The following is a 6,613-nucleotide window of genomic DNA, read 5'->3' as shown; positions in this document are numbered from 1 at the left end:
GGGGCTGCAGGGCGCCCTGCGTACCGGGGGGTAGGGGAACCGGCGGTTTCCCTGCCCCCGCGGGCGACGGGGAGGCGACACCGCGCCACAGGCAGAGGCGGTGCCGAGGGTGGCCGTGAGGAGCAGGGGACGCGGGGCCGGGGCGTGGAGGATCCGCCGGGTTCCAACCGTCCGCGCGACGGGGGAGGCGAGACGGCGCCACCCGGCGGTCCAGACACACCGCGCATCCGCGGACGCGCGGGCTGTTCCGCGACACGACCCGCGAGCGCCGCTGGTTCGCGTCAAGGCCACGGGACCCACCGGGTGCCCCCGACGCGAACCGGCGGAGCCCCGGGTGTCGGAGGCCCCGCCTACCGTGGGAGGTATGTGGCGCAGCGCAGGGCTTCGGTGGCGGGGCGCGGGCCCGTCGTGGACGTGGTGGGCCCCGGAGCACGGCTCGCGGGCCAGTCCGCTGACGGTCGGCGGGCCCGTGGCCCTCGCCGTGGAGCCGGGCGCGACACGGGAGTGCGCGGGGGTGTGGCGTGGCGGTCGGTGGACACCGTGTCCCCACACAGCCGAACTGCGGCCGGAGTCGCGGCGCGACCAGTGCGAGGGGTGCGCCGCACTGGACCGTTCCTCCTCGGTCGCGGCCGACACCCGGGTGGACGACCCGCGTCCGTACGCCGTGTACCTGGCGTATTTCGGCCCCGGCCTGCACAAGGTCGGCATCACCGCGGTGCAGCGCGGCTCCACCCGTCTGCTGGAACAGGCCGCGGTGTGCTTCACCTTTCTGGGCGAGGGCCCCCTGATGACGGCGAGGCGCACCGAAGCGGTACTGGGCGCGGCCCTGCGCGTCCCCGACCGGATGCCGAGTCACGCGAAGCGCGCCGCGCGGTTCACCCTGCCCGGGGCCGGGCAGCGGGCGGCCGAGCTCCGTTCCCTGTACGGGCGGGTGACGGCCCTTCAGGACCACCTGCCGGATTCGCTGCGGCTGCGGCCGTTCCAGGCCGTCGACCACGCCGCCCTCTTCGGCCTCGCCCCGCAGCCGCCGACCACGCAGCCGCCGACCACTCGGAGCACCACGCCCCCGCCGCCTACCGCCCAGCGCACCCCACCGCTCCCGCCGCCCACCGCCGAGGTCACCGCCCTCGTGCCAGGCGGCGCCCTCACCGGCACGGTCCGCGCGGTCGCCGGACACGACGTCTACGTGGAGACGGGCGGCGCCCACCTGCTGCTGGACGCCCGGCTGGCCGCCGGCTGGCCCCTGGTCCGTACGGACGCGCCCGTCTCCACCGTGCCGACCGTGCCCGTACGCCCGGCGGTGGAGGAGCCGCAGCCCCTGTTCTGACGGGGCGGGCGGCGGCCGACGGCGCCCGGCGGGAAGCGGACCCGGCCGCGGCGGGCCGCCCGTACGCGGCCCCGGTCCTGTGGCGGCTAGTTCCCCAGCACCGCCAGGGGATCGTCCAGCACCGGCTGCCACGCCAACTCCGCGGCCCCCACCAGGCTGTTGTAGTCCAGCGCGCAGGGCAGCAGCGGCACGCTGCCGCTGCGTCCCCACAGGCTGCGGTCGGCGACCACGGCCCGGAGGCGTTCGGGATCGGCGTCCAGCAGGTGGCGGTGGAGGCCGCCCAGCAGGATCCGGTCCGGGTTGAGGACGTTGGTCAGCCCGGCCAGCCCGCGCCCCAGCCGGTCGATGAGGACGTGCGCGGCGTCCCGTACCGAAGCGTCGGCGTACTCGGTGCGGAGCAGGTCCCGGCATTGCTGGAGCAGCGAGACCTCGGGGCCCGGGGCCCGGCCCGCGGCTTCGAGGAAGGCGAGCGGGTCCGCCTCGACGTCGAGGCAGCCTCGGCTGCCGCAGTGGCAGGGCCGTCCGTCCGGGACGACCGTCAGGTGCCCGACCTCCAGGGCGAGTCCGGCGCTGCCGGTGTGCAGACGTCCGCCCAGCACGAGCGCGCCGCCGACGCCGCGGTGGCCGGAGGCGACGACGAGGAGATGCTGGGCGTCGCGTCCGGCGCCGTGGCGGTGTTCGGCGAGCGCGGCGACGTTGACGTCGTTGCCGACGAAGGAGGGAATGGGCTCGCCGTCGGACCCGAGGATGCCCACCCGGGCGATCTGGCCCGCGAACACGTCGCGGACCGGCGCCCCCGCGCGCCACGCGAGGTGCAGCGGATTGAGCGCGGTGCCCTCGGGCTCGGCGACCGCGGAGGGCACGGCGAGCCCCGCGCCGACGCACGCCCGCCCGGACTCCCGCAGCAGCCCGGCCCCGGCCTCGACGACCGCGCCGAGCACCTGCGCGGGGTCGGCCGGTACGGTCATGGACCCGGGTGCGGTGGCGACGATCTCGCCGCCGAGCCCGACGAGCGCGGCCCGGAAACCGTCGGCGTGCACCTGCGCGGCGAGCGCGACAGGCCCGCCGGGTGCCACGTCGAGGCGGTGCGAGGGGCGGCCCTGCGCGCCGGACGCTCCGGTGGGCCGGGTGTCGACCCGGATCAGGCCGAGCGCCTCCAGCTCCGCGGCGACCGCGCCCGCGGTGGCCCGGGTCACCCCCAGTTCGGCGGTGAGCAGCGCGCGGGTCGCCGCCCGTCCGGTGTGTACCAGGGAGAGCGCCGGACCGAGCGCACCCCGGCCCCGCTCAAGCCTTGTCCGCATCTGTGTCACCCCCTTATTCTCACTTTGTGCCGACGCTAAACAAAATAGGGGCGGTATTCCTCCGATCCCACCACACTTCCCCCGCCGAGCCGGCCCTGCGCAGGCTGCGCGTCGCCCTCGCCGTATGCTTCGCCGCCGACGGCTTCCTGTTCGCCGGCTGGGTCGTCCGTATCCCCGCCATCAAGGACCAGGTCGGCGCGTCCGCCGGACAGTTGGGCCTGGCCCTGCTCGGCGTGTCGGCCGGCGCCGTCGCCACCATGGTGCTCACCGGGCGGCTGTGCCGGATGTTCGGCAGCGAACGCGTCACCGTGGCGACCGGGGTCATGCTCGCGCTGAGCATCGCCCTTCCCCCGAGGACCCATTCGGCCCTCGCCCTCGGCCTGGTGCTGGTCTTCTTCGGCGTCTCCTACGGCGGACTGAACGTCGCGATGAACAGCGTCGCCGTCGACTTGGTCGCCGCTCTGCGCCGCCCGGTGATGTCCGGCTTCCACGCCGCGTACAGCCTCGGCGGCCTGCTCGGCGCGGGGCTCGGCGGTCTGCTCGCGCCCCGTCTTTCCCCCGCCACGCACCTGTCACTGCTCACCCCGGTCGGCCTGGTCGCGATCGCTGTGGCTGGGCGCTTCCTGCTGGCCCACCCGCTGCGCCACTCCGTGCGGACGGCCGGGCGGGACACCGCGCCGCCCCGTGACAGCGGGCACACCGCCCTGCTGGTCACCGTGTTCGGCCTGATCGCGGCGTGCACGGCGTACGGGGAGGGCGCGCTCGCCGAATGGGGGCCGCTCCACATCGAGCAGGACCTGCACGGCGGACCGGGTGTCGCGGCGGCCGGTTACGCGGCGGTGGCGCTGGCCATGACGCTCGGCCGGCTCTCCGGCACCGTGCTGCTCGTGCGCCTCGGCCAGACCCGCGCCCTGGTACTCGGAGGGCTGACCGCCTGCGCCGGCATGCTCATCGGCGCGCTGGCGCCGGCCGTTCCACTGGTGATGGCCGGCTTCGCGCTGACCGGGCTGGGCCTCGCCAACCTCTTCCCGATCGCCATCGCCCGAGCGGGCGAACTGACCGGCCCCAGCGGCGTGGCCGCCGCCTCCACCTTCGGCTACGGCGGCATGCTCCTCGGTCCGCCCTCGATCGGCTTCCTCGCCGACGCCTTCGGCCTGCCGACCGCACTGACCACGGTCGCGGCGCTGGCGGCGGTCGCGGCGGGGATCGCGTACGGGGTGCGGAATGCGGGGGTGCACGCGCCGGGGTGACCTTCTCGCGCGGCGGACGCGGTCGCTGTACGCGGTCGTTGCACGTGGTTGATACATGTGGTCGTTGTACGCGGTCGACACACGGGATCGACGTACCGGTTGGGCGGGCGGGGCGGATGTACCGGATCAACGCGCTTGTCTGACGCACCCGTCTGACGGACCGGGTCGCAGCGCCTGTGCCGCACCGGATCGACGTACATCACAGGCGCTCCGCGGACCGTACGGGAGCATGCTGGTCGGCAGCCGAGGCCGTAACCGCCTCCCCACGCACCCGCCGGAGCAGCGGTGCGCCTCCCGACCTGGGCGGTCACCGCCATCTGGCCCTGCACCAGGAGCGCGTCTCCCGGTCTACCTGTACGCGGCCGCCGCCTTCTTGGCGCTGCTCCTCCTGGACACGCCCTGCTGTCGCACCGGCAGGCATCCCTCAGGCGATCGAAGGTGGTGTCGGATCGCTGGTGGACCTGCGGCGGCGGACTCGTGGTGATCAGGTAGGCGTGATCGCGGCGAGGACGCCGGCACCCCTGGGAAGCATCCGCTCCAGTACAGCGCGGTGACCGGGGCGCGCCTGCTCGTACCGTTCCCGGCCGGCGTCGGTGATCGCGACTCGCACGCCGCGGCGGTCCTCGCTGCAGATGCCGCGGTCGACCAGACCCTCCTTCTCCAGGCGGGCGACCAGGCGGGACAGCGCACTCTGGCTGAGGTGGACGCGGTCGGCGAGCTCCTGGACACGGAAGGAGCAGCCGCCGTCGTGGGGGGAACCGGCGGCGAGCAGGTCGAGGACTTCGAAGTCACTGGCACCCAGTCCGAACTGGTGCAGCTCACGGTCGATCTCGCATGCGGTGCGCGCGTGGATGGCGAGGATCTCCCGCCATTCCGTCACGAGCGCCCGCTCACTCTTGTCGCCGGTCATGAGGGCAGGGTAGCAGAAAACGGACCCACATGCACGAACATTAAATGCGCTTGCATTCAATGCGCGTGCATGTACTCTGGCGGTCATGACCTCTCCGTCCACAACCCTCCCCCGCACCGAAGATCGATGGACCGCCATGCAGTGGGGCACGCTCCTGGTGCTCTGCGCCGCGCTCTTCCTCGACGCCCTCGACGTGTCGATGGTCGGCGTCGCCCTCCCGTCGATCGGCGCGGACCTCAACCTGTCGACCTCCTCACTGCAGTGGGTCGTCAGCGGCTACATCCTCGGTTACGGCGGCCTGCTGCTGCTCGGCGGCCGGGCGGCCGATCTGCTCGGCAGGCGCCGCGTCTTCCTCATCGCGCTCGGCGTCTTCGCGGTCGCCTCGCTCCTCGGCGGCCTGGTCGATTCCGGCTCGCTGTTGATCGCCACCCGCTTCATCAAGGGGCTGAGCGCCGCGTTCACCGCGCCTGCCGGCCTGTCCATCATCACCACCACTTTCGCCGAGGGTCCGGTCCGCAACCGCGCCCTCACCATCTACTCGAGCTGCGGCGCCACCGGCTTCTCCATGGGCCTGGTGCTCTCCGGCCTGCTCACCGAGGCGGGCTGGCGGTGGACCATGCTGCTGCCCGCGCCGGTCGCGCTGATCGCGCTGATCGCCGGTCTGAAGCTGATCCCGAAGCACCCGCGCGAGCGCCACGAGGGCCGCGGCTACGACCTGCCGGGCGCCGTCACCGGTACCGCCGCGATGCTGCTGCTGGTCTTCACCGTGGTCGCCGCGTCGGACGCCGGATGGGCCTCGGCCCGCACCCTGGGCTCGTTCGCCGCAGTCGCCGCCCTGCTGGCCGCCTTCGTCACCATCGAACACCGCTCGTCGCACCCGCTGATCCGGCTCGGCGTGCTCCGCGCCGGCAGCCAGATCCGCGCCAACCTCGGCGGTGCCACCTTCCTCGGCTCGTACATCGGGTTCCAGTTCCTGGTCACCCAGTACATGCAGAACGTGCTCGGCTACAGCGCCATGCAGACGGCCCTGGCCTTCCTGCCCGCGGGCGGCCTGGTCGCCGTCCTGTCCACCCGGATGGGTCCGGTGGTGGACCGGTTCGGCACGGTACGGGTGATCACGGCGGGCTTCGTGCTCCTGGTCACCGGATACGCGCTCTTCCTGCGGATCAACCTGCACCCCGACTTCACGGCCGTCGTCCTGCCCTCGATGCTGCTGCTCGGCGGCGCCTTCACCCTGTCCTACTCGTCCCTCAACATCCAGGCCACCAACGGCGTCAGGGACGAGGAGCAGGGCATGGTCTCCGGCCTGCTCAACACCTCCTTCCAGGTCGGCGGCGCGATCTTCCTCGCGATCGTCACCGCGGTGGTCACCTCAGGCCCCGGAGCGAACGCCGTCGACAAGCAGGCCGTACTCGACAGCTACCGGCCCGGCCTGTGGGTCGTCACCGGCATCGCCGCCGCCGGTCTGCTGATCACCCTCTCCGGCCTGCGTACCCGCCGTCCCTCCTACGGCATCCTGGTCGCCTCGTCCACGGACGCGAAGTCACGCTCGCGGGTCGCGGAGTCCGCTCACTCCGAACGGGTCGCGGTACACGACTGAGCCCGGTCGTACCCCTGACGATCGGCCCCGCGCGAGGAGGGAGCACGCGGGGCCGATCCGCGTGTCCACGCCCGCGCTTGGGATCGGCCGGCGTGCGATGCCTGTGGGCAACCCGGTTACTTCACCGGGAGTACGTCGCTCCCGGCGGGTACGCGGTCGGGTGCACCCCCGTCCCGGCCCGGGGCGCAGGCGCCCTCGCGGCGATCGGTCGCGGTGCGGCCCGCT

The 6,613-nt window shown here is 73.7% G+C and carries 5 protein-coding genes; 3 read left to right on the top strand and 2 right to left on the bottom strand.

Annotated elements, in window-relative coordinates:
• The first annotated feature begins 364 nt into the window (after positions 1-364).
• On the top strand, positions 365-1,327 hold the full coding sequence (locus VIW71_RS04825; protein ID WP_331620701.1) for a DUF2797 domain-containing protein: 963 nt from the start codon (positions 365-367) through the stop codon (positions 1,325-1,327).
• Between the two features lie 86 nt (positions 1,328-1,413).
• Here VIW71_RS04825 and VIW71_RS04820 read toward each other — a convergent pair whose 3' ends face one another.
• Positions 1,414-2,628: an ROK family protein gene (locus tag VIW71_RS04820; protein WP_331620700.1), complete on the bottom strand. Its 1,215-nt coding sequence runs from the start codon at positions 2,626-2,628 to the stop codon at positions 1,414-1,416.
• A gap of 26 nt (positions 2,629-2,654) precedes the next feature.
• Between VIW71_RS04820 and VIW71_RS04815 the strand changes: the two genes are divergently transcribed.
• The gene (locus tag VIW71_RS04815) at positions 2,655-3,878 is read left to right on the top strand and encodes an MFS transporter (protein ID WP_331620699.1); all 1,224 of its coding nucleotides are present in this window, start codon (positions 2,655-2,657) and stop codon (positions 3,876-3,878) included.
• A gap of 484 nt (positions 3,879-4,362) precedes the next feature.
• On the opposite strand, the gene VIW71_RS04810 is transcribed toward VIW71_RS04815, so the two are convergent.
• Positions 4,363-4,788 carry a MarR family winged helix-turn-helix transcriptional regulator gene (locus VIW71_RS04810; RefSeq protein WP_331620698.1) on the bottom strand — a complete coding sequence of 142 codons (426 nt, stop codon included), beginning with the start codon at positions 4,786-4,788 and terminating at the stop codon, positions 4,363-4,365.
• A gap of 85 nt (positions 4,789-4,873) precedes the next feature.
• On the opposite strand from VIW71_RS04810, the gene VIW71_RS04805 reads away from it, so the two are divergent.
• On the top strand, positions 4,874-6,388 hold the full coding sequence (locus VIW71_RS04805) for an MFS transporter (protein WP_331620697.1): 1,515 nt from the start codon (positions 4,874-4,876) through the stop codon (positions 6,386-6,388).
• Positions 6,389-6,613: the final 225 nt, after the last annotated feature.

It is taken from the genome of Streptomyces sp., from assembly GCF_036524955.1.
GTDB lineage: Bacteria > Actinomycetota > Actinomycetes > Streptomycetales > Streptomycetaceae > Actinacidiphila.
The sequence above is the reverse complement of the archived record's forward strand: the minus strand, read 5'-3'. Positions and strand labels throughout refer to the sequence as shown.